The sequence below is a fragment of the Saccharopolyspora sp. NPDC050389 genome (genome assembly GCF_040655595.1).
GTDB lineage: Bacteria > Actinomycetota > Actinomycetes > Mycobacteriales > Pseudonocardiaceae > Saccharopolyspora.
In genome coordinates this window covers 1-20,872 of sequence record NZ_JBFAKG010000124.1, presented here as the reverse complement: position 1 = coordinate 20,872, position 20,872 = coordinate 1, and the positions used below count along the sequence as shown (strand labels likewise).

At 69.3% G+C, this 20,872-nt stretch carries 21 protein-coding genes and 1 pseudogene; 6 read left to right on the top strand and 16 right to left on the bottom strand.

All coding sequences use genetic code 11. The annotated features are described in order from the left end of the window. Positions 1–238: 238 nt before the first annotated feature. On the bottom strand, positions 239–1,126 hold the full coding sequence (locus tag AB0I53_RS44425; protein WP_358615815.1) for a Gfo/Idh/MocA family oxidoreductase: 888 nt from the start codon (positions 1,124–1,126) through the stop codon (positions 239–241). A gap of 145 nt (positions 1,127–1,271) precedes the next feature. Between AB0I53_RS44425 and AB0I53_RS44420 the strand changes: the two genes are divergently transcribed. Both AB0I53_RS44420 and AB0I53_RS44415 read left to right on the top strand, forming a co-directional pair. After that, positions 1,272–2,102: an NUDIX hydrolase gene (locus tag AB0I53_RS44420; RefSeq protein ID WP_358615812.1), complete on the top strand. Its 831-nt coding sequence runs from the start codon at positions 1,272–1,274 to the stop codon at positions 2,100–2,102. Further along, the gene (locus tag AB0I53_RS44415; RefSeq protein WP_358615833.1) at positions 2,102–2,899 is read left to right on the top strand and encodes an MBL fold metallo-hydrolase; all 798 of its coding nucleotides are present in this window, start codon (positions 2,102–2,104) and stop codon (positions 2,897–2,899) included. The genes AB0I53_RS44420 and AB0I53_RS44415 overlap by 1 nt, the downstream gene beginning before the upstream one ends. Before the next feature lie 56 nt (positions 2,900–2,955). Here the strand turns inward: AB0I53_RS44415 and AB0I53_RS44410 are convergent, their stop codons facing one another. The 12 genes from AB0I53_RS44410 to AB0I53_RS44355 all read right to left on the bottom strand — a co-directional run bounded on the left by AB0I53_RS44410 (position 2,956) and on the right by AB0I53_RS44355 (position 14,435). After that, on the bottom strand, positions 2,956–3,447 hold the full coding sequence (locus tag AB0I53_RS44410) for a Pycsar system effector family protein (RefSeq protein ID WP_358615810.1): 492 nt from the start codon (positions 3,445–3,447) through the stop codon (positions 2,956–2,958). 2 nt (positions 3,448–3,449) lie between these two features. Next, entirely contained in the window at positions 3,450–4,805 is a 1,356-nt protein-coding gene (locus tag AB0I53_RS44405; protein ID WP_358615807.1) for a DUF4407 domain-containing protein, read from the bottom strand. After that, positions 4,798–5,787, bottom strand: a complete 990-nt coding sequence (locus AB0I53_RS44400; RefSeq protein WP_358615805.1) for a hypothetical protein — start codon at positions 5,785–5,787, stop codon at positions 4,798–4,800. The genes AB0I53_RS44405 and AB0I53_RS44400 overlap by 8 nt, the downstream gene beginning before the upstream one ends. A 19-nt stretch (positions 5,788–5,806) precedes the next feature. Further along, a complete protein-coding gene (locus tag AB0I53_RS44395) occupies positions 5,807–7,825 on the bottom strand; it encodes a hypothetical protein (RefSeq protein ID WP_358615802.1) in 2,019 nt (672 codons plus the stop codon). A 16-nt stretch (positions 7,826–7,841) separates the two neighbouring features. Beyond that, a complete protein-coding gene (locus AB0I53_RS44390; RefSeq protein WP_358615799.1) occupies positions 7,842–8,609 on the bottom strand; it encodes a hypothetical protein in 768 nt (255 codons plus the stop codon). Between the two features lie 53 nt (positions 8,610–8,662). Further along, positions 8,663–9,544, bottom strand: a complete 882-nt coding sequence (locus AB0I53_RS44385; RefSeq protein ID WP_358615797.1) for a Crp/Fnr family transcriptional regulator — start codon at positions 9,542–9,544, stop codon at positions 8,663–8,665. Positions 9,545–9,560: 16 nt separating this feature from the next. Continuing rightward, a complete protein-coding gene (dnaN, locus tag AB0I53_RS44380) occupies positions 9,561–10,661 on the bottom strand; it encodes a DNA polymerase III subunit beta (RefSeq protein WP_358615793.1) in 1,101 nt (366 codons plus the stop codon). A 268-nt stretch (positions 10,662–10,929) separates the two neighbouring features. Then, positions 10,930–12,156, bottom strand: coding sequence for an MFS transporter (locus AB0I53_RS44375; RefSeq protein ID WP_358615830.1), 1,227 nt, complete (start codon positions 12,154–12,156; stop codon positions 10,930–10,932). 407 nt (positions 12,157–12,563) lie between these two features. Then, positions 12,564–12,848: a hypothetical protein gene (locus tag AB0I53_RS44370; RefSeq protein WP_358615790.1), complete on the bottom strand. Its 285-nt coding sequence runs from the start codon at positions 12,846–12,848 to the stop codon at positions 12,564–12,566. A 97-nt stretch (positions 12,849–12,945) separates the two neighbouring features. Continuing rightward, positions 12,946–13,254 carry a hypothetical protein gene (locus AB0I53_RS44365; RefSeq protein ID WP_358615787.1) on the bottom strand — a complete coding sequence of 103 codons (309 nt, stop codon included), beginning with the start codon at positions 13,252–13,254 and terminating at the stop codon, positions 12,946–12,948. A gap of 158 nt (positions 13,255–13,412) precedes the next feature. Then, complete coding sequence (locus AB0I53_RS44360) at positions 13,413–14,087, bottom strand: Crp/Fnr family transcriptional regulator (RefSeq protein ID WP_093267402.1); 675 nt, start codon at positions 14,085–14,087, stop codon at positions 13,413–13,415. Between the two features lie 93 nt (positions 14,088–14,180). After that, complete coding sequence (locus tag AB0I53_RS44355; RefSeq protein WP_029535541.1) at positions 14,181–14,435, bottom strand: hypothetical protein; 255 nt, start codon at positions 14,433–14,435, stop codon at positions 14,181–14,183. A 333-nt stretch (positions 14,436–14,768) separates the two neighbouring features. Between AB0I53_RS44355 and nth the strand changes: the two genes are divergently transcribed. The 4 genes from nth (at position 14,769) to AB0I53_RS44335 (ending at position 18,146) form a co-directional block, all read left to right on the top strand. Then, positions 14,769–15,506 carry an endonuclease III gene (gene nth / locus AB0I53_RS44350; protein ID WP_358615827.1) on the top strand — a complete coding sequence of 246 codons (738 nt, stop codon included), beginning with the start codon at positions 14,769–14,771 and terminating at the stop codon, positions 15,504–15,506. Next, positions 15,503–16,141: a TlpA disulfide reductase family protein gene (locus tag AB0I53_RS44345; protein ID WP_358615784.1), complete on the top strand. Its 639-nt coding sequence runs from the start codon at positions 15,503–15,505 to the stop codon at positions 16,139–16,141. Before nth ends, AB0I53_RS44345 begins: the two co-directional genes overlap by 4 nt. Further along, positions 16,138–16,848, top strand: coding sequence for a CoA pyrophosphatase (locus tag AB0I53_RS44340; protein ID WP_358615781.1), 711 nt, complete (start codon positions 16,138–16,140; stop codon positions 16,846–16,848). The genes AB0I53_RS44345 and AB0I53_RS44340 overlap by 4 nt, the downstream gene beginning before the upstream one ends. Positions 16,849–16,961: 113 nt before the next feature. After that, positions 16,962–18,146 carry a MarP family serine protease gene (locus AB0I53_RS44335; RefSeq protein ID WP_358615778.1) on the top strand — a complete coding sequence of 395 codons (1,185 nt, stop codon included), beginning with the start codon at positions 16,962–16,964 and terminating at the stop codon, positions 18,144–18,146. Positions 18,147–18,524: 378 nt separating this feature from the next. Here AB0I53_RS44335 and AB0I53_RS44330 read toward each other — a convergent pair whose 3' ends face one another. From AB0I53_RS44330 to AB0I53_RS44320, 3 genes and pseudogenes are all read right to left on the bottom strand, one after another. Next, positions 18,525–19,028 carry a phage holin family protein gene (locus AB0I53_RS44330; protein ID WP_358615775.1) on the bottom strand — a complete coding sequence of 168 codons (504 nt, stop codon included), beginning with the start codon at positions 19,026–19,028 and terminating at the stop codon, positions 18,525–18,527. A 93-nt stretch (positions 19,029–19,121) separates the two neighbouring features. Next, positions 19,122–20,345, bottom strand: coding sequence for a Na+/H+ antiporter NhaA (nhaA, locus tag AB0I53_RS44325; RefSeq protein WP_358615772.1), 1,224 nt, complete (start codon positions 20,343–20,345; stop codon positions 19,122–19,124). Positions 20,346–20,593: 248 nt separating this feature from the next. After that, positions 20,594–20,872, bottom strand: a pseudogene (locus AB0I53_RS44320) (acetyl-coenzyme A synthetase); the annotation flags it as partial.

Genomic DNA, 20,872 nt, shown 5'->3' with positions numbered 1-20,872 from the left:
GCCCGTTCACCCCCCCGCCCCCTTTTTCCTCTGCCCCGGGGCCCGTCCTTTTTGGGGGGGCATATCGCAACCCAAAAGACTCACGGCCCCGCACCTGCAGAACGCCGCTTCAGAAGCGGACCACCGCCATGTCGCGGGCAAAGCCGCAGACACCTGCCTCGCCGAACCTCGGCCGTATCGTGCCCCTTGACCAGCGGAAACAGTTCTCCCGAAGGCTCCGCCTGGACCGGTCTGGCGGCTACACCGCCGCCAGGACGTCGGCGAGGACCTGCTGCAGGTGCAGGCCCCGGCGGACGTCGCACGGGTGCTCCGCGCGCTCCTCGCGGATCATCGCGAGGAGGTCGTCGAGCAGCCGGGCGTAGCAGTCGCGCGCCGCCGTCCGGCGGCCGAGCAGCGGCGCGTGACCGTGTTCGCCGTACACCGCGAAGTCGACCATCGCCGGCTGTACCGGCATCCGCAGCGACAGGGTCAACGTGCTGGTCAGGCCGCTGTCGTGGCCGAACACGAGCTGCCAGAGGCCGTCGCTGCTGCGGTGCGCGAAGTGCACCTGCTCGATCTCGCCGAGCGCCGCGTCGAGCAGGTCGATCGCATGCGGTCCCGCGTCGATCAGCGCGCCGTCCTGCTGCTGGCGCCACTCCGACGCGGCGTAGTCGCCCGCCAGCAGCCCGCCCGCCAGCCACCGTCCGGTGCCGCCCTGCAAGCCGTCGAGCTCTCGCAGTCCCGCCAGCCACTCCCGCACCTCCGGCGCGAACCGGCGGGTGAGCATCAGCAGCGCGGCCACCCCGGCCTCGTCCACCGCTTCGACGATCTCGCGGGCACCGGCCGGATCTGCGGCCAGCGGCTTCTCCAGCACCAGGTGCTTGCCCGCGCGAGCCGCCCGCGGCGCGAGCTGGGCCTGCACGGCCGGCGGAACCGCGAAGGCCACCGCGTCGACCGATTCGAGCAGCTCGTCGAAGTCGTCGACGACGGCCGCGTCGTATGGCTCGGCGAAGGTCTTGGCCGCGTCCGGCCGCCGCGCCCACACAGCCGCCAACTGCGTTCCCGGGTGCGCGTACAACCCGGGTCCGTGCACCCGGTGCGCCCAGGGACCTGCTCCGACCACGCCGACCCGCAGTGCTTCGTCCATGCCGCAATGGTGCCGTTGACCCATCGCGGTTACTGCAGTTGGGGGTCCGAGCAGGGCGGGCGTGTCGGCCGGGCGCTGCGCTCTCCGTGCGAAAAATCAATTCTGGAATCACCTTCTAGAGGTTTTCCGGCATAGGGTGGCCCGCATGGTGCAACTGCCCGAAGATCGCGTCCTGCCAACGGGATTCGTGCCCGATGAGCTGCCCGAGCAGCCGGCCGCGCCCAAGGACGCGGCCACCGTGATGCTGCTCCGAGAGGGCGCGGCGGGCCCGGAGGTGTTCCTGCAGCGCAGGGTGAAGGGCATGCCGTTCGCCGGCGGCATGACGGTGTTCCCCGGCGGCGGCGTCGATCAGCGCGACGCGGACGCGTCGGTGGCGTGGAGCGGACCGGACGCGGACTGGTGGGCCGAGCGGTTCGGCTGCGCGCCCGACGTGGCCCGCGCCCTCGTGTGCGCTGCCGTGCGCGAGACGTTCGAGGAATCCGGAGTGCTGCTGGCCGGGCCGGACCCGGCGACGGTGGTCGGCGACACGAGCCACTACGCCGAGGACCGCGCCGCGCTGGTCTCCCGCGAGGTGTCGCTCGCGAAGTTCCTCGCCGACGAAGGCCTGGTGCTGCGCGCCGACCTGCTGCGCCCGTGGGCGAACTGGGTGACGCCGGAGCGCGAGCCACGGCGCTACGACACGAGGTTCTTCCTCGCCGCGATGCCCGCAGGTCAGCGGGCCGACGCGGTCACCACGGAGGCGTCCGAGGCGTACTGGTCCACCCCGCAGCAGGCGTTGGCGGACTTCGAGGCGGGCCGCTGCCACCTGCTCCCGCCGACCCGCGTCACGCTCAGCGAGCTCGCCGACTGCGGCAGCCTGCCTGCGGCGTTGGCCACGGAGCGCACCCTCGGCAAGGTCATGCCGAAACTGGTGCGCCGCAACGACCGGTGGCACGCGGTGCTGCCGGGCGAACCCGGATTCGAGGAGACGAAGTGATGCAGCACCCGGCCTACGGAACGCTGCGCCAGGTCACCCCGTACGCGTCGGTGCTGCTCGCGCACAACCCGTCGCCGATGACGCTGGAAGGCACCAACACGTGGGTGGTGCGCGACCCGGGCGCGGGCGACTGCGTGGTGATCGACCCGGGCCCGGCCGACGCCGAGCACCTGCGCGGAGTCGCCGACCAGGGCCCGGTGTCGCTGGTGCTGCTCACGCACCACCACGGCGACCACACCGACGGCGTCGCGCAGTTCGTCGAGCTCACCGGAGCACCGGTGCGCGCGCTCGACCCGGCGCTGTGCCGGGGCGCGGAGGCGTTCCGCGACGGCGAGGTCATCAAGGCCGGCGGCGTGGAGCTCCGCGTGGTCGCGACGGCGGGCCACACGGCCGACTCGGTGTGCTTCGTCGCCGACCACGACGAACCGGCGGTGTTCACCGGCGACAGCATCCTGGGCCGCGGCACGACGGTCGTGGCGCACCCCGACGGCCACCTCGGCTCCTACCTCGCGTCGCTGCGCCTGCTCGCCGAGCTGCCGCCAGGCCTGCGGGTACTGCCCGGCCACGGCCCGGAGCTGCCCGACGCCCAGGCGATCGCGACGGCCTACCTGAAGCACCGCGAACAGCGTCTCGACCAGGTCCGGGCGGCCGTCCGCGAGCACGGGCCGGAGGTCACGCCGCGCCAGGTGGTGGAGGTCGTCTACGCGGACGTCGACCGCTCGGTCTGGCCCGCCGCGGAGTGGACCGTCCAAGCCCAACTCGCCTACCTGCGGGAACAGGGCGAGCTCCGGAGTTGACAGTGAGAGGTTCAGGCCCAGGAGAGATCGGCTTCGCGGTAAACCGCCACAGCCGATCAAGACCGCAGAAGACCAGCGAGGGCGGCGGTGGTGAGGCCACCGCCGAGTAACCAGATGGACAGCGATACCTTCTGGAGCTTGCCTCGCGCGATGCGGCTGTTCGTCCACAGTTGCTCCGCGAGCAGCTCCCGCAGCTGACCTTCGCGTTCCAGCGCTGGTAGGAAGGCTGCTTTGAAGTCGTGCAGCTCCGCGTAATGGTGCGCGATATGTCCAAAGTAGACAATAGAAGGTCGCCCCCGCCTGTGGAGCCTGGGAGCGACGGCGGTCAGTGCCAGCAAGGTGCTGGCACTGACCAGCAGGAAGCTGGCCAACATCAGCACCGCGTGCCACGGCTGGTGCGCCCAAGCGTACGGCTGCGGGAAACCTCGCACGAGCAGGCCGCCCAGCACTCCGCTACCTGCTAAGGCCGCCGCAGCCTTGGCGTCAGCCAGCTTGATCCAGTCATTCACCTGAAGCAGCGCCTTCCACGCGTCGTCGGTGCCCGGCACGATCAGACTCCGGCGACCGAGTGCCCGTTGGTCCGCCCGGGTTCTTCGGGCGCCATGCGAGCGGCTACCGCCGCGATAGTCTCGTTGATCTCCTCGGTGATTCCAGCGTCGTGTCGCCGCATGTCCAGATCAGCGCGCTCTCGGCGCTTCTGCAGGTCCAGCAGCTTCTCGTGCCGCCGCAGCGCGAGCTCGCCGAGTACGGTTTCCTCGGTGTTCTGCACGACCTCGGTGTAGATCCGTTCATTGCTTGCGGTTCGGGTCTCCACCAGCCTGTCGTAGGCAGTCGTCCCGCCGAGCAACTTGACCAGGATCGGCAGGCAGTCGATCAGCACGAACATCAGCCGGATCAACCAGGTTGCGCCCCACAGGACCGGGTTCTGGCCGGTCATGTCGTCCAATGCCCGGAATCGCTCCAGCAGCCCGATTTCTCGCTGATGGTTCTCCAGCTCCGCACGTTGCCGCTGAATCTCGGCGTCGCGCGCTTGCTGGTAGTCGCGTTGCGTGGAACCGGCCCGGTCCCGAAGCTCGGCGACCCGCGAGTTCAGCGTGCTCAGCTCTGCGCTGCGAGTCTCGATCGGATGGCTGGTGCGGAACTCGTCGGCCTCCCGCCGGAGCCGTCGGCAGTCGCTGCCTTCGCCGGGAACGCCGGTCAGCCCCGGCCCGGCTGCACCGGTGCATTCCAGACGCGCCAGGTTCTCCAGGTTGGCGAGCTGCTCGCTGTCGGTTCGGATGCTGCTCGAGAGCGAGACCACCTGCTGCTCGGTGGCCGCGAGCTCACGCGCCAGGGCCGTCGGCTCGATGCCGATGCTGAAGACCTTTCCAGTGCAGTCAGACGGAACGCCTGGTGGTTGGGGGCCACCCGGGAGCGGGTTGCAGCGGACCAGTCCGTCCACCAGCTCCCGAACCTGCCGATCGCGTTCGTCGTTGATGTGCTGTTCGACCGCGGTCTGGAACAGGCGCAGCACGACAGGTTCGGCGATGATGAAGCCAAGCAGGCCCGCCACGAGCAGCCGGGGGACCAGCATCGCGGTTCGGCGCCCCCATCGGGTGTCCGTGGCGCTGGAAATGAGCCACCGGTCGAGGTTCAGCACCACGACAGTCCAGAGCAGTGCAGGGAGCAGGAGCAGCGGACTGAATCCGCCCAGCACTTGGCTCAGCGCGAACGTCATGGACAGACCCGCGATGACCGCAGTGCTGAGCACGACTCCGCCGACACCGGTGTAACGGGTCCGGTTGTGCGGGACCCAGTCGAGCGTGTTCTCGTCCGTCCCGGCCAGAACGCGCAGCTTCCTGCCGTAGTCAGCGCTCCGCATTCGGTTCCAGACCCGTCGGCTGGTGGTCTTCCAGAGTTCAGTCAACGTGTCCGTCCTCATCGAGAATCGGTGGCTTGTCGGCATCCCGCGATGCCCGGCGCAACGCGCTCTGCGGTTTCTCCTCATCCAGAACGGGATCTCCTGTCGCGCCAGGACGGAGACTTGCGCTGAGAGCGGTCACGAACTGCATGGCGTCGATCGGCAGGGAGTCCAGGTAGCCGTCCGGCAGCGTTCGGAGAAGGTCGAGCATGTGCTTTCGACGCCGGTCTTCGGATTCGTAGGCTTCTCGGGCCGCGTCGGAGGTGTGGATTTCACGCCGGCTGATCCCCAGCGCAGTGACCATGCTCGGGCCGCCCTGAAGTATTTCGTGGATGCGCTCGACGTCGCGCTGCTCGAGCGCCTGCCGCAGCTCCACCACGTCCTGGTTCCACCGCTCGTCGCGGACGACGGTGGAGTGTTCGCGCAGCGGAGTTGGTGTGGGAACGCGGACCTCGCGCAGCGACAGGTCCATGCCGTCGATCTGCGGCGGCACGACCTTGCAGTAGGCCATGATCCGCCGCCGGACCAGGCTGCGCACCTCGTTGATCTCCTCCACGCCACACTGGAGCCCGAGCGCCAGCAACTCCTGGTCCTGGCTGAGGTAGCTGCGCAACGTGGCGTCCAGGTCGGTGAGCCCGGCCGCCGCGACGGCCTCCGGCCTGGTCACTTTCGCCCTGAAAACCGCTTCGACGACGAAGTCGTCGGCAGGGCTGTTCGACGGGATCAGCAGTCTCGTCGTGGCTAGCCGCTCTCTCATGTCAACGACACTGATCGCCACGGCCAATACGACGGCGTCCTCACTTCCCGTCAGGTGGCGGCGTTCCCGGAACGCCTCGTAGTGCCCGTTCACCTCGAACACCAGCACCGTCCCCGGCTCCTGCGGGGGCAAATCAGCGAGGTCTCGCTTGCCTCCGAGGAGCAGGCGGCGCCGCGCCGGGGGAAGGCGGTGTTCGGCGACCACCGGATAGCCCGTGAAATTCATGCTCATGCTCACTGTTCCCGTCTCGTCAGGTGGTGATGGCGTGCTGGTGTCGATCCAAAGAGGACAAGAACGTCGATGCGACCGCTTGATCGGTCTTCGTCAACGCGAAGCGGAGATCGCGGTGCAACAGCTCCAGCTGCGGCGCGGGCATACGGGTTCGGATGGCGTTGCCGAGTTCCGCGATGATCGGCAGGGTTCCGTCGTGAGCAGCGAGCGCTTGCAGTGCGTGCCGGAGCGCTTCGATCGCCCGTCCTCGGTGCGAACCACTGCACAACACCCAGCCCCAGATTTCCCCGAGCGCGTGCATGCTCGCTGGCTGCCGACGCAAGACATGTGCAGTGATAGCTTCCTCGGAGCTTCCGCAGTTCCCGGAAAGCACCGAGAGCAACGCTCGCTTCGAGAGCTGGATCCGGCGGAACTCATTGCCGTTTCCGATGCTCTGGCGGGCCAGGCTGCGAAGGAGATTCAGGACCCAACTCGCGTCCGCCGCGTTCTCCACCGCCGCAGAGAACAGCAGCCCCAGTGAAACTCGTGCGATGTCACCGATCCGCTGGCTGCGCGCGGCGAGGAACCACAGCACTCGCATCGCGTCTGATGGGTAGCGGGCGCCGATCTCACCGCCCAGCGCAGTTGCAGCGGTCATCGCACGCCGAGTACCTGCGTTCGTCGCCCACGACAGCGCGATGCGCAGCGCTTGCGGAGCGAGCGAATCATCGATGCACATCCATGTCAGCACGTGCGCCGCAGTCAGCCGCGTGACCGAAGTACCGTCCGCCCACCGGAACAGGTAGTCCTGCTCCGCCTCACGCGGCGAGTTCCTGGAGAGCAAGCTGATGCCGAGCGCCATCTGGAAGTGCAGCTCCGACAGCGGCGGTTCGGAGACCAACTCGTGAAGCCAGGTCCGGATCGGGTCCCACAGCTCGAACCCATACCGCTCGACGAGTTCGGCGATGACGCGCGCCCGGTGCTCGACGGAACGGAAGACGAGCCTGCGTTCTCCGGCCAGTCCGTCCGGCCCCGGGACGTCCAGGGTCGTGCTGATGAGCGGATGGTCGCTCCGGTCCGCGCGCGACTGCCGGATTGCCGATTCGCCCGGCACGTCGATAGGAACAGGACCGGCAATCCTGAGCAACCGCTCGAAAACTGCTTCGAAGGTTCGGTCCGGAAGTCCGTGCGCGAACGCGAGCGCCGCGGCTTCCAAGGTTTTCAGTCGTTCGGGCTTGCTGTCGAACCACTCGGTCACCTGCTTCGCCGTGGAACCATCCAGCCGGACGAGCGCGGTTTCCAGCCCGTACGACAGGTTCCTCGCGAACGCCACGACTTCCGCAGGGGAATTCAGCTCGACCGCATGTGCTCGTGCCCGGGTGTCCGGCTGAGGTGGGGCGTACTCGTCGAACATTGCTTCCGGCGCCGGCGGTTCCCACTTGACCGCCGAGGTTGTGAGCCGCTGTATCCGGGCGGACTCGGTGACCAGCACGAGGTAGGCGCCGTGCTTCTGGAGCCGATTGGACAGCTGGGCCACCTCGAACTGCTGGACCGCGTCCGGCTGGGCGTCGTCCACCCAGTCCCGGACCAGGTACCCGCGATTGCGCTTGAAATGCGGGTATTCGACGAGCTGGGCCAGGCTCATGGCAGGCGAAAGGCTCACCAGCGGTGCGTGTGGATCGTCCAGCGCGAGGTGCAGCAGAACGATCGCGCTGGTCGTCCGACCGGTGTTCTCCGGCCCAGCCAGGAGAACGAGGTTCTCCTGCACCAGGATGCGCGCCGCGTCACTGTGCCGCGGAGATGCCACGAAGTGCTCGTGCGCCTGTCGTACTTGTGCCTCGTCTACCGGGCCAGTAGCGCGGCGGTGCGTGACGCCGAGGGAGACGCCGAACTGGGTGCTCCCGGCATCGACGTTCCCGTAGAACTTGTTGATGACCTGCGTGGTCCGCCTCAGTTCGGCGACGTCCGCATCGCTGAGTGCGTCCTCCTCGGCAACAGGGGAGGGCGGCGGGGCGGATTCGGCGTCGGTTGATTCTGGGCAGGCTTCATCCTTGGACATGGGGCTCCACCCGGCCTCAGTAGGACACGCCGAAGTTGGCATGCTCGGCGTGCACCTTGCTGTGGAACTCGTTGTGCGTCGTCGATTCGGGGCGCGGCCGCGCCGGTTTGTCGCTGCTGCGCCGGTCAAGCGGCTGATCCGCGGACGGGAGTTCGAGGCGGTGGACGTTGACCCCTGGAACGTGGATCCATGCTTTCTCCGCGAGCTCTTTCTCCCGGACCGAAACCTGGCGCGTGTCGTCGGGACTGAGCTCGGTGTGTCCCTGTTTGATCGTTTCCTGGTACAGCCGATCCGACAGAATGAGGCCGAGTGCGCACTCCGGCGCTGCGGCCATCGCTTCCTTGAGCGGCTTGGCGTCACGCAGCCTGCTCACCACGACGACGGCCTGTCCGGAGAAACCGTTGCTGGCGGGAATGGCGACGCCGTAGTGCATCGCGAGGCGCAGCCGTAGGCGGTTGCAGGGCAACATGCCGTGGTTGTGCTGGGCAAGCGCCCGCCGCAGTTCGCGCACGTAGTCATCGATGACCTGCGGCTCAGGCTCCGGAGCGACCTCGGGCAGGAGCGCAAGCTCCCCGTCGCCCTGCGGTTGCCTGTCCCAGCGGTCGCGGTGCAGTCCGGCGCGGTTGGCTGCCTGGTCGAGCACCACGAGCACGCCGTCCTGGATGGCCCGCTGGCGTTGGTCGTCCTGGGACCCGTAGTTCTCCGCGTCGACGGAGAGACAGAACCGGCGGCTGAATTGAGCTGACATCACCCTTATGGCCCTTCCTTGCAAGCTGACGAACACGGAACGCTGCTTGGAAGGGAACTTTGCTACGGCGAAAGGATGAACATTGCGCGCTACTGCGGGTTCTGGCTAAGTTTCTTCGCGACTTTATGTAGTCGACTGGTGTTTGTGATCAGTACTTTGCGGTAACCACGCTGGACCGCGTTCATGTCTTCCAGCTCCCGCAAGGTGTCCTGTGTGATTCGCAGGCTCGTGCTTGCCAGCGCAGCCAGGTCCTCCTGCCGCAGGGGAACTTCGCGCGGTTCGGCGCTGCGATAGTGATGGCCATAGGTTTCGGCGATCTGCGCGAGCACCCGCACCACCCGGGTTTTCGCGTTGTGCGCGGCGAAATCGAGCCGACGCTCATTCGCCCACCGGAGCCGTTCGCTGATCATCCGGGTGATCTGGATGGAGACCTTGGGGTGCAGGTTCAGGAACCGTTCGAGTTCTGCGGCCTCAATCCGCCGTGCCACCGTGTGGCAGCAGGCCGTTACCGTCGCGGAACGCTCCCGTTCCTCCAGCACGCCCATCTCCCCGACGAGATCACCGCCGAAGCGCACCGCCAGCAGGGTTTCGGTGCCGTTCTCCTGGCCGGCCGTCACCTTGGCGATGCCGCGGAGCAGCAAGACCACATGTGATGCCGGCACCCCCTGCGCCAGAAGCGTCTCCCCAGCTTCGTAGCTCTTCTTCGAACCCAATCCCAGCAGCACGGCTCGGCTCTTCGGATCCAGTTTTCCGAGCAGGGTTTCTTCAGGCCATGACGGATTCTCTGCCACAGGCGGCCGGTCGGTGTCGACCGTCCCTCCTCCCCGGAGTGGATCGGCGTAGTTCCCCAGTGCGGCGGTCGTCGCTTGTGCGGATGCCCAGCCTTCAACGCCTTTCCATCCTGATACGGCGCGGAGTTTCCCGTCACCGCTGTCCGAGTGATCAAGATGGTTACACAGCGAGATCAACAATGCCCTCCAGGAGAGCTCAGGACCGCTTGGGCATCAGCACGTAGTGCAGTTCGGCTCCGGACGGGTCCGGCTCCGCGGCGGTGATCACCGTCGAACGGCGGGTGCCCGAGCGGAGGCCGATGCGGACGGTTTGCGCGCCGAACGCCTGCAGCGCATCGGAGAGGTACCGGGGCTGGTAGGCGGTGGTGATGCGGTCGCCGCTGGTGGTGGCCTTGACTGCTTCCTCGGCGTCGCCGAACTGCTGGTCGGCTGCGCGCACGCGCACCTCGGCGTCGCCGACTTCCAGCAGCAGCGTGCCCTGCGCCCCGGCGAACGGCGTCACCCGGCGCACGGCCCCGGCGAGCTCGGCGGCCGCGACGTCGACGGTGCCGTCGAAGGCGTCGGCCAGGTGGCGCGCCTCGCTCGGGAACGGCGCGTCCAGCACGGTGCTGCTGACCTCGGTCGTCGGCCAGCTCATGCCGACCCGGTCCGCGTCGGCGTGCAGCACGACCTTGGCGTCGTCGGCCTGCTTGGCGATCTCGGCGAGCAGCCTCGCCGGGATCAGCACGTCGAGCTCGGCCACCTCGGACTCCCACGGCACGCTCGCCACCGCCATCCGGAACCGGTCGGTCCCGACGAACACCAACCGCTCGCCGAGCTGCCTGACGTGCACGCCGGTGAACACCGGCAGCGCATCGTCGCGCGAAGCGGTGGACGCCGCGACAGCGGCCAGCGGCAGGACGTCGATGTCGAGCACGCCGACGCGCGGCGGAGCCTCGCGGATGCCGGGATGGGACGTCAGATCGAGCAGGGGGAGCGCGAAGCGCGCATTCGGCGTGCGCAGCGCGAGCTTGCGGCCCTCGACGACGAGCCGCACCTCCGGGCTGTCGATGTTGCGCAGCGTCTCGGCGAAGGGACGGGCGGGCACGAGCACACGGCCTTCGACGTGCGTCCGAGCTCCGCGGCTCAGCCGCATGCTGCGTTCCCGGTCGGTGCCGGCGAGCACGACGCCGTGCGCGTTGGCTTCGAGCACGATGCCGCTGAGCACCGGGTCGAGCACCCGCCCGGGCAGCAGGCGAACGAGATCGGTGGCGGCATGCGCAAGCGTCCGGGTCGCCATGGTGACGTCGAGGTCCATGCGCGAAAGCTAGCCACCCGCACCGACAGCCCGATCAGGAGAATGTTTCCGCAGTCAAACGGGCCGTTCTTGGTTCTTGATCGTTTTCTTTGAAGCGGCGAAGCCGCTTAGCCCACCCTCGCAACTCGCACCGCCGCGGGTTCTCAGACGTCGTCTGGCGAGGTGGTCATACGTAAGTCGGGGATCCCACAGCCAGGTGGCGACCGCAAATCCCGCAGGGGGCCGCCACCCGCACCGCCACGCAAAACGAGCCTGGAAACAGCCTCTGTCAGTTGCTGGCGAGGGAGAGGTCGGCGCGGGAGGTGGTGGGAACCAGGGTGCCGCGGCGCAGCCAGAGGACCGCCGCGAGGACGACGCCGACCGCGCTCGCGGTCAGGAACGACGCCGCCGGGCCGCTGATCTCGACCAGCTGCCCGCTGATCGACTGGCCGATGGCCGCGCCCAACGTCACCGAGGTGACCACCCAGCCGAACGCCTCGGTGGCGGTGCCTGCCGGCGCCGCGATCTCGATCGCCACGGAATGCGCGGTGGACTGCGGCGTGATCAGGCTGCCCGCCACCAGCAGCGCCAGGCACAGGCCCCACAGCGTCGACGGCACGGCCAGCAGCGTGAGCAGCGCGGCGAAGCCGAACAGCAGCGCGGGCAGCCGCAGGTGCATCGGTCGCGGCCAGGGCCGCAGCCCGTAGGCGACGCCGACGATCACCGAGCTGACCGACAGTAGGCTCAGCAGCAGGCCGCCGGCCGTCGGGTGGCCCGCTGCCACGGCCGCCGCGGGCACGCCGACCTCGACGAAGCCGATCAGGATGCCGAAGCCCAGCGCGGCCAGCGCCACGGTCCGCATCCCCGGGCTGGCGATCGCTCCGAGCAGGCTGCCGCTGCCTCGGGGCGCGGGCTCCGGGCGGTGGCTGCGCGCGGCGCGGGTGGAGGCGAAACCGACGCTGCCGACGACCATGCAGGCGGCGCCGACGACGACCCCGGTCCCCGGCCACGGCATCGCGACCATGAGCCCGGCCAGGCCCGGGCCGAGGATGAAGAAGACCTCCATGCTGATGGCCTCGTACGAGTAGGCCGCGTCCCGCGCCGGGCCGGACGGCAGCAGCCGCCCCCACAGCGCCCGCGACGCCGGGCCCACCATCGGCTCGCTGATGCCGACCAGGAACGCCAGCGCCGTCATCAGCGCCACCGGGGCGTGCAGCTCGATGACCACCACCTCGACGGCCACCAGCGCCGCGAACACGCCGGACATCACGTACAGCGGCACGGTCGGTCCCACCCGGTCCATCACCCGGCCCTGCGCGACCGAGCCGCAGGCGACGCCGATCAGCGCGCCCGCCGACACCAGTCCGGCCGCCGCGAACGACCCGGTCTGGCGCTGCACGTACAGCATCAGGGCGAGGCCGACCATCGCGATCGGCAGGCGGCCGAGCAGCGAGGTGATGACGGGCCAGCGGGCGCCGGGGGCGGTCAGGGCGGTGCGGTAGTCGGTGAGGGACATGGATTGGGACACGCGAACCAGTATTCCAATTTTGGTACGACAGTACCAACTCGGATTCGGGTAATCCGCCTCACGCGTGCCAGAAAAGGACCTTCTACCCGGTTCGCCCGACGACGAAACAGGGCACACTCCTAAAAGAGCGGCTACGCAATCCGGGTGAACTCTGCAACCGGGCTGTGGGTGGCTGCGTCCTGGAAGGTGAGAGGGGTTGCTGGTGGCACCGGCCGTCCAGCATCTTCGACAAGAGAACTTTCCTCTGGTGCCAAGGATTCGGGGCCGACGCATCGGAGGATCGGGGGAGCGTGGTTAGTCGTCGGGGGACGAACCACGCACATGTGAAGGGGCTGGAGCGCCGCGTCGGGGGCGGCGTCCAGCCCCTTCACATGAATCTGGAGCAGGCACGGACGTCAGAAGCCACCGCCACCACCACCGCCCCCGCCGGCGTCGCCACCACCGCTGAAGCCGCCGCCGCCGCTGTCGCCGCCGCTGAATCCGCCGCCGCTGTCGCCGCCGAACCCGCTGCCGTAATCGCTGCTCGCGTCGACGTAGCTCGCGGAGGACGCGGTCGCGCCGGAAGAACGACGAGGCCCGTCGTCCTTGCCGGACGTGGAGGCGATGATCGCTGCCATGACCAGTCCGGCGCCCGCGATCACGGCAAGCAGGACCAATGCTTGGATTAAGGCCGGTTCCATCTGGTCGATCCCCTCAGTTCGGTCCGGTCCTCGGTCCAAGGTTGGACGCGCGTCGCCAGCTCAGGGTTGCGACCCGGACACGAAAAGTGAAGGAATCTCAGTCGCCCCCGCCCCCGCCGCCGCCGGAGTCGCCACCCCCGCCGGAGTCGCTGCCGCCACCGGAGTCCCAGCCGCCGCCCGAGTCGTGCCCCCAACCCGAGTCGCCGTGATGGTGGTGGTGCCAGGTGGTGCCGGAATCGACGAAGCCGCTGCTGCTCGTCGAGCTGAGTCGCCGCCGCGCGGCGTAGTTGCGGTTGCGCTGCATGCGCGCGCGGCGCCGCGAAGGCTGGCGTTTGATCCGGTCCCAGATGATCGCGATCCCGAGGAGCAGCAGCATCGCCGCCCCGACGTAGCCGATCCAGTGCATGCCGCCCCCAGCCTGTCGTTCAACCGATCAAGGTTTACACGAGGCAGGTGACATGCGGGTTGTCTTTCGGACACGAAAAAACGCGCGTCGACTGAGGAGCCCGGGAATGAACCCCGGACCCGTCGGCCGACGCGCGTCAGTTCGCGACGTCGCTTGTGTCAGCGGGCGCGGCGGGCCAACCGCTCCGGGTCGAGGATGAGCACGCTCTTGCCCTCGAGCCGCAGCCAACCGCGGTGCGCGAAGTCCGCCAGCGCCTTGTTCACGGTCTCCCGCGATGCGCCGACGTACTGCGCGATCTCTTCCTGCGTCAGGTCGTGGGTGACCCGCAGCAGGCCCGCCTCCTGGCTGCCGAAGCGCTGTGCGAGCTGCAGCAGCGCCTTGGCGACCCGGCCGGGCACGTCGGTGAAGATCAGGTCGGCCAGCATGCCGTTGGTCCGGCGCAGCCTACGAGCGACCACGCGCAGCAGCTGCTCGGCGATCTCCGGGCGAGTGGCGATCCACTGCCGCAGCGCCGTCCGGTCCATGCTCAGCGCGCGGACCTCGGTGACCGTGGTCGCCGTCGAAGTGCGCGGCCCCGGGTCGAAAATGGACAGCTCGCCGAACATGTCCGACGGGCCCATGATCGCCAGCAGGTTCTCCCTGCCGTCCGGCGACTTGCGTCCGAGCTTCACCTTGCCGGACTGAATGATGTAGAGCCGGTCGCCCGGCTCGCCCTCGGCGAAGATCACGTGTCCTCGCGGGAACTCGACCGGTTCCAGCGACTGGGCCAGTGCTTCTGCCGCAGCCGGCTCAACGCCCTGGAAGATGCCGGCCCGGGCCAGTGTCTCGTCCACCTCGTCCCTCCATGTTGAGACGCGGCGGCTGTCTGTGGTGCCGGACCCGCGAGTGCGAATCTAGCGGTGTGCCGCCGATCACTACCAGTAATTCTAAGACTGGTCGCGGGAACGGCGAGTACGCAGTCTACCGGCCCGTCCCACCCTGCGAAGCTGGAACAACTCCAGCGCGCGTCCAATACCTTGCCGGAACAGCGCCCGCACCTCGTCGGGGCGAGCGTTCTCCAGCAGCTCCTCCACCTCGTTCTCCTGCACCGCAACGTGCCGCAGGCGGGCCTCCACGCGCTCCATGAAGAGGGTGAAGAACATGATCACGAGCGGCACGACGATGACGAACCAGGCAGCCATCATGATTTGAATCCTCGCTCATACCTTCGGGGCGGGTGCAACCGGGGGTCGGGTTCCCGGCGAGCGTGACGATCCGACCACGTGTCGTGACGGTCGGCGCCCATGATCCGGTGGGGTGCCCGGACCGTGTCGCAGCGCAGCCTATCCGGGTGCGCAAGCCCCCGGCGCCCGACACGCCCCGGCGGCCGGGAGCCGCGCCGGTGCGGCCGGTTGGCGGAGCGATCGGATCCGTAGTCTGGTGGGGTGTCAGACCTGGCTCGGAAGAAGCGCAAGAGTGCCAGCGCCGGCTCGGGCGGTGAAACCCGGCTGGGGCTGGTCCGGCGGGCCCGCCGGATGCTGCGGGCGCTGGCCGAAGCGTACCCGGACGCGCACTGCGAGCTGGACTTCGAGACGCCCCTGGAACTCGCGGTCGCCACGATCCTGTCCGCCCAGTGCACCGACAAGCGGGTCAACGAGGTCACCCCGGCCCTGTTCAGGCGGTACCCGACGGCCGCCGCCTACGCCGCGGCGGACCGCACCGAGCTGGAGGAGATGATCCGCTCCACCGGCTTCTACCGGAACAAGGCCGCGTCGCTGATGGGCCTGGGTGCGGCGCTGGTGGAGAAGTACGACGGCGAGGTGCCGGGGAAGCTGGACCAGCTGGTCAAGCTGCCGGGCATCGGCCGCAAGACGGCCAACGTCATCCTCGGCAACGCCTTCGACGTCCCGGGCATCACGGTGGACACCCACTTCGGGCGGCTGGTCCGGCGCTGGGGCTGGACGGCGGAGGAGGACCCGGTCAAGGTCGAACACATCATCGGCGAGCTCATCCCGCGCAAGGAGTGGACGATGCTCTCGCACCGGGTGATCTTCCACGGCCGGCGCGTCTGCCACGCCCGCAAGCCCGCCTGCGGCGCCTGCCTGCTGGCCAAGGACTGCCCGTCGTACGGGCTGGGCCCGACCGAGCCCGCCCCGGCGGCGAAGCTGGTCCGCGGCCCGGAGACGCCGCGGCTGCTGGCGCTGGCCGGGGTCGCCGACGAGGTCCCGGAGAGCACCGTCGAGCAGGCCGCGGCGAAGGAGCCGGTGGCGTGAACCTGCGCGCCTATGGCAACGAGATCCGCTGGACGATCGTGGTGGTCGTGCTCGCCGTCGTGGGTGTGATCGCGCTCTGGCCGCGCGACGCCGACCAGCAGCAAGAGCAGACAGCCGCGCCCGCGCCACCGCCGGCGGCCCGCGCCGTCGACCCCGCGCAGCGAGCGGCGGCGGCGCTGCAGCCCTGCCCGGCGGCCGATGGCGGCCCGGCGGAACTGGCCGGGATCACCGGCAGCTGCCTGGCCGACGGGCGGCCCGCCGACGCGGGCGCCGCCGTCGCCGGTGGCCCGACGCTGATCAACCTCTGGGCGACCTGGTGCGCGCCGTGCCGCACCGAGCTGCCCGCTCTGCAGGCCTACGCCGCGCAGCCGGGCGCGATCCGGGTGCTCGGCGTCCAGGTGCAGAGCGATCCGGCGGACGGTCTTGACCTTCTGACCCAGCTGGGCGTTCACTTCCCCAACGTGCATGACGGGGATAACCGAATCAGGGCCGCGCTGAAGGCACCGAACGTGCTGCCGATCAGCTACGTGGTGACCGCCTCCGGCGAGGTGCGCCGCATCGATCCACCGGTCGCGTTCAAGACTCCGGAGGAGATCCGGGCCGCCGTCGACCGGACCTTGGGGAGCGCCCGGTGAACCCTCGGCGAACGGGCCCGCTGGTCGACCCGGCGGAGCTGCCCGACTGGTTGCGCGGCCTGGCCGAGCGGTCCGCCGACCTCGATCCGGGGCACTTCGGCTGGCCGCGGGAGAACCCGCCGGCGGATGCCCGCCCGGCCGCGGTGCTGGTGCTCTTCGGCGAGGGCCCGGACGGTCCGGACGTGCTGCTGCTGCGCCGCGCCGACGGGCTGAGCTCGCATCCCGGCCAGGTTGCTTTCCCGGGTGGCTCGCTCGACGATGTTGATCGCGGGCCGGTCGACGCCGCGCTGCGGGAAGCCGTCGAGGAGGTGGGGTTGCGGCCAGAAGGCGTCCGCCCGGTGGCGACGCTGCCGGAACTGCACGTGGCGCACAGCGGCTTCCGGGTGACCCCGGTGCTGGCGTACTGGGCCGAGCCGTCCCCGGTCGCGCCGGTGGATCTCGGCGAGACGGCGTCGGTGGCCCGGGTGCCGATCTCCTGGCTCACCGATCCGGCGAACCGGCTGCGGGTGGAGCTGACCGGCCGGCACGCGAGCCCGGCGTTCCTGGTGCCCGGGATGCTGGTGTGGGGTTTCACCGGCGGGCTGCTGTCCGGGTTGCTGGACCTGGCCGGCTGGTCGCGTCGCTGGAACCGCGCCGATGTGCGAGAACTCGACGAGGCGTGGCGGGCCGCCGAGGAGGCCGAGGACATCGGCTTCGGACGTTCGTGAACGGTTTGAGAACCTGTTCATGGACTTCGTCTCCCAGCACGCGCGGGATCGCCTCAAGGCCGGGTTCTGGGACCGTGGTGCGGGCCGATCGTCGGCGAGAATGAGGTGAGCGGGTGAACTGGGTCGACCTGCTGGTGGTGCTGCTGGCACTGCTCGCCGCGGTGTCGGGGGCTCGCAGCGGCCTGGTCACCGCCCTGTTTTCGTTCCTGGGCGTGTTCATCGGCGCGGTGGTGGGCCTCAAGTTGGCGCCGCTGATCCTGGACCGCCTGGACAGCCCGGTCGCCCGCCTCGCCTTCGGCGTCGGGATCGTGGTGCTGCTGGTGGCCTTCGGCGAGACCTTCGGCATGTGGGCCGGGCGGGAGCTGCGCGACCGGATCACCTCCCCGAAGCTGACCGGCGTGGACAACGCGCTGGGCGCGGTCCTGCAGTTCGTCGCGGTGCTCGTGGTGGCGTGGCTGATCGCGTTGCCGTTCACGTCGGCGTCCGCGTTGCCCGGTCTCGCGGCCGCGATAAGCCGGTCGAAGGTGCTGACCGCGGTGAACTCGGTGATGCCCGCCTCGGCCAAGGCGCTCCCGGATGATCTGCGCGAAATGCTCGGGGTGTCCGGTTTTCCGCAGGCGCTGGAGCCCTTCTCGGAGACCCCGGTCGCGGAGATCGCGCCGCCGGACCAGGCGCTGGCCAACAGCCAGGCGGTGCGCAACGCGCGGGCCAGCGTGGTGAAGGTTCGGGGCCGGGCCACGTCCTGCGCGCGGGCGCTGGAGGGCACCGGCTTCGTGATCTCGCCGCATCGGGTGATGACGAACGCGCACGTGGTCGCGGGCACGGACCGGGTGGCGATCGAGATCGGCCGCGGCGAGTTCGACGCGAAGGTCGTGCTCTACAAGCCGGACGTGGACGTCGCGATCCTGTCGGTGCCGGATCTGGACGCGGACGCGATGACCTTCGCGCCGGGCCCGGCGAGCCCGGGCAACGACGTGATCGCGCTGGGCTACCCGCTGGACGGGCCCTACACGGCGTCGGCGGGCCGCATCCGGGAGCGGATCAGGCTGCGCGGTCCGGACATCTACGACGCGAACACCGTGGTCCGGGACGTCTACACGGTGCGCGGCAGGGTGCAGAGCGGGAACTCCGGCGGGCCGCTGATCGACCCGTCAGGCAAGGTCGTGGGCGTGGTCTTCGGAGCGGCGGTCGACGACCCGGAAACGGGCTTCGCGCTCACGGCGGAGGAAGTGGCGGACGAGGTGACGGCGGCACCGAAGTTGACCACCGAGGTCGACACCGGCCCCTGCACCAGCTGATCCACACGAGCACCACAGGAACGGGGCCGTGAGTCCTTTGGGCTGCTATAGAGGCTGTTTCCAAACTCGCCCTGCGTGGCGGTGCGGGTGGCGGCCCCCCTTGCGGGAGTCACCGCGGTCTTCTCGCTGTGGGATCCCCGACATCATGAATGGCCAATTCACCACGTCGGGGCTGTCCTCGCTGGGAGAACCCCGGAGGGGCGGGCACCGTGAACCCGCGGCGGTGCCGGTTGCGTAGGTGGGCTAAGCGGCTGCGCCGCTTCAAAGACAACGACCCGCATTACCACATCCGCACGTCACCACATCCAAAACAGGCTGCTATAGCGACCCAAAAGACTCACGGCCCCGTGACCAGCGGAAGTGGAGCGCCGGGTTGCGTCAGGACGCGGCCGGGGTGTCCTCGGCGTGGTGGCGCTTGGCGATCTGCTTGGTGTCCTTGAGCGTTTCGATGGTGCGCTTCGGCGCCCGGATCTTGCGCACCCGCATGTAGCCGAGCAGCGCCAGCAGGCCCGCGACCAGCAGCATCGCCAGGAACACGATGCCGAAGGCCGCCCAGCGCCACAGGCCGAGCTGGGCCAGCCCCTCGGCCAGCGTGAAGAACAGGAAGAACAAGCTGAAGCCGAGCACGGTCAGCGCGAGGACGAAGTAGACGCTGCCCTTGACGGCCTTCTTCATCTCGCCGGCGAGCTCGGTCTTGGCCAGCTCGACCTCGGACCTGACCAATGTGGACAGGTGCGTCGTGGCATCGCGTACCAACGCGCCGATGGACTGCCCGTCGGGAGCAGTGCCCTCTTCGGACAGCGGGATGGACGTGACCGCGGTCCACCCCGCACCGTCACGGCTGCCGTTGGTGCTCTTCTGGGCGCTGTTCACGTGACCCATCGTGCCACGCGCGATCAGCACGCGACCGGGCGACTCGCGGTGCGTTACCCGCGAGTGACATGTGTGAGCTGGTGATCCGGACGGGTGTGCTGCTCAGGAGTCGCCGTTGCCGTTCTTGATCTTGCGGCCGCGCCGCAGCAGCACCGCCGCGGCGAGCAGCGACGCGATGGTGGACGCGATCAGCACCGCGGCCTTGGCGCGTTCCGCCGCGGCGCCGGCCAGCGACAGGTCGGCGATCAGCAGGCTGACCGTGAAACCGACGCCGCCGAGCATCGCCAGCGCCGCCATGTCGCGCCACTGCACCGAGTCCGGCTTCGCGCCGATGCCCAGCTTCACCGCGAGGAAGGAGCTGCCGAAGATGCCGATCAGCTTGCCGACCACCAGGCCGATGATGATCGCGATCGCGACCCGGTCCTCGCCGATCGCGGCCAGCGCCTCGCCGTTCACCGGCACGCCGGCGGCGAAGAACGCGAACACCGGCACGATGAGCCCGGCCGACCAGGGCTGCAGCCGGTGCTCCAGGCGCATCGCAGGCGAAGCCGGCTCGTGCGGGTCGCGCCGGACGCGGGTGAGCAGCCCGAGCGCCACGCCGGCGATCGTCGCGTGGATGCCGCTGGTGTGCACCGCGATCCAGGTGGCCACGGCCAGCGGCACGTAGAGCCACGGCGTGGTGACCCGCTTGCGCTGCAGGTACCAGTAGACGACGCAGAGCACGACCGCCGCGATCAGCGCGAGCACGCTGAGCCCGTCGGTGAACAGCACGGCGATCACGATGATCGCGCCCAGGTCGTCGACCACGGCGAGGCTGAGCAGGAACACCCGCGCCGCGGTGGGCATCCAGGAGCCGGTCAGCGACAGCACGCCCAGGGCGAAGGCGATGTCGGTCGCGACCGGGATCGCCCACGCGGCGTGCGCGCCGGGCGCGCCGTGGCCGATCGCGAAGGCGAGCGCGGCGGGCACGATCATGCCGCCGATCGCGGCGATCACGGGCAGCAGCGCACTCTTGAGGTTGGAGAGCTCGCCGACCACGAGTTCGCGCTTGAGCTCCAGCCCGGCGACGAAGAAGAAGATCGCGAGCAGGCCGTCCTTGGCCCAGTCGCCGACGGACAGGCTCAGGTGCAGGAAGTGCGGCCCGATCTCGAAGTCGCGGACCAAGTGGTAGAGCCCGGCGGCGGGGGAGTTCGCCAGCAGCAGCGCGAGGGCGGTCGCGGCCAACAGGACCATGCCGCCGACGGTTTCGGTCCGCAGGTAGGAGCCGAAGTCGAAGGTTCGAGCCGACTTGGCGGGCCGGGACTGGTTGCGGGCGGCTTTCGACACTGGCGGCTCCGATCGCGGATAGCACGAACTACGACGCCGACCAGTCTTCCCGGCACACCTTTACCGGAATCCTAACATCCACGGCCCGCATGATTGCCGGCGCAAACAAGATCGGAACCGTATTTTCCCAGGTCATGACGTTGCTTGCGAATCGGCGAGGTCGTCGGATTCACGTTTGGGTTGACAGCCACGAACGCGCCAGGGGCGCCCCCAGTGAGAGGGCGCCCCTGGCGCGTCGGGCGTCGTGATCAGTCGTCGCTGGACTTGTTCAGGCCCTTGGAGATCAGCGTCATGACGGACGAGTCGGCGAGGGTGGTGACGTCGCCGACTTCGCGGTTTTCCGCGACGTCGCGCAGCAGCCGTCGCATGATCTTGCCGGAGCGGGTTTTGGGCAGCTCGGGCACGACCATGATCTGGCGGGGTTTGGCGATGGGGCCGATCTCGTGGGAGACGTGCTCGCGCAGTTCCTTGAGGGCGGATTCGCCGCTGGCGGTGTCGTCGGTGCCGCCGCGCAGGATGACGAACGC

What these genes read in the sequence shown, in the direction of transcription:
- AB0I53_RS44425 (WP_358615815.1), bottom strand. Translation starts at nt 1,126, where the DNA reads ATGGACGAAGCACTGCGGGTCGGCGTGGTCGGAGCAGGTCCCTGGGCG.
- AB0I53_RS44420 (WP_358615812.1), top strand. Translation starts at nt 1,272, where the DNA reads ATGGTGCAACTGCCCGAAGATCGCGTCCTGCCAACGGGATTCGTGCCC.
- AB0I53_RS44415 (WP_358615833.1), top strand. Translation starts at nt 2,102, where the DNA reads ATGCAGCACCCGGCCTACGGAACGCTGCGCCAGGTCACCCCGTACGCG.
- AB0I53_RS44400 (WP_358615805.1), bottom strand. Translation starts at nt 5,787, where the DNA reads ATGAGCATGAATTTCACGGGCTATCCGGTGGTCGCCGAACACCGCCTT.
- AB0I53_RS44395 (WP_358615802.1), bottom strand. Translation starts at nt 7,825, where the DNA reads ATGTCCAAGGATGAAGCCTGCCCAGAATCAACCGACGCCGAATCCGCC.
- dnaN (WP_358615793.1), bottom strand. Translation starts at nt 10,661, where the DNA reads ATGGACCTCGACGTCACCATGGCGACCCGGACGCTTGCGCATGCCGCC.
- AB0I53_RS44375 (WP_358615830.1), bottom strand. Translation starts at nt 12,156, where the DNA reads ATGTCCCTCACCGACTACCGCACCGCCCTGACCGCCCCCGGCGCCCGC.
- AB0I53_RS44370 (WP_358615790.1), bottom strand. Translation starts at nt 12,848, where the DNA reads ATGGAACCGGCCTTAATCCAAGCATTGGTCCTGCTTGCCGTGATCGCG.
- AB0I53_RS44365 (WP_358615787.1), bottom strand. Translation starts at nt 13,254, where the DNA reads ATGCACTGGATCGGCTACGTCGGGGCGGCGATGCTGCTGCTCCTCGGG.
- AB0I53_RS44355 (WP_029535541.1), bottom strand. Translation starts at nt 14,435, where the DNA reads ATGGCTGCCTGGTTCGTCATCGTCGTGCCGCTCGTGATCATGTTCTTC.
- nth (WP_358615827.1), top strand. Translation starts at nt 14,769, where the DNA reads ATGCTGCGGGCGCTGGCCGAAGCGTACCCGGACGCGCACTGCGAGCTG.
- AB0I53_RS44330 (WP_358615775.1), bottom strand. Translation starts at nt 19,028, where the DNA reads ATGGGTCACGTGAACAGCGCCCAGAAGAGCACCAACGGCAGCCGTGAC.